A 511-nucleotide genomic window follows, 5' to 3' on the forward strand; every position below is an offset into this window, starting at 1 on the left:
AGATCGAACGTCGTCAGCATGAGGATCCGGCACGGACGGCCGTCCGCCGCCGACGGCGGATCGGCCATGATGCGGCGGGTCGCCGCCAGACCGTCCAGGTTCGGCATGCGGATGTCCATGAGCACCACGTCCGGGCGCGTCCGCCGCACCGCCGCACACGCCTCGTCGCCGGTCGCCGCCTCCGCCACCACATCGATCCCGGCGACCGTGAGAATCATGCGGAATCCGGAACGGACGAGGGCCTGGTCGTCCGCGACCACGACACGCAGCGGCACCGCACCCTGCTCGACACCGGCCGCTGCGCCGGCCACCCCGCCGGCCAGCCCGCCGGTCACCGCGGCGGTTCCGGGTCGGCGGCCACCGGAATCACCGCGCTCAGCCGGTAGCCGCCGGTCGGTCGGCGCCCGGCCCGGAGTTCCCCGCCGTGCAGCGCGATGCGTTCCGCGAGGCCCACCAGGCCCCGGCCGCCACCCCACGCCTCGGGACGGCGGCCGTCCGCGGCACCCTCGTC

Annotated in this window: 2 protein-coding genes; both read right to left on the reverse strand. The window is 75.9% G+C overall.

All coding sequences use genetic code 11. The annotated features are described in order from the left end of the window. The coding region (locus tag AC1DSF_RS30690; protein ID WP_478184086.1) for a response regulator at positions 1-335 on the reverse strand (335 nt) is incomplete at its 3' end. Further along, the coding region (locus AC1DSF_RS30695) for an ATP-binding protein (protein WP_478184087.1) at positions 332-511 on the reverse strand (180 nt) is incomplete at its 5' end. The genes AC1DSF_RS30695 and AC1DSF_RS30690, both read right to left, overlap by 4 nt.

Source organism: Variovorax sp. 01N429, from assembly GCF_056399425.1.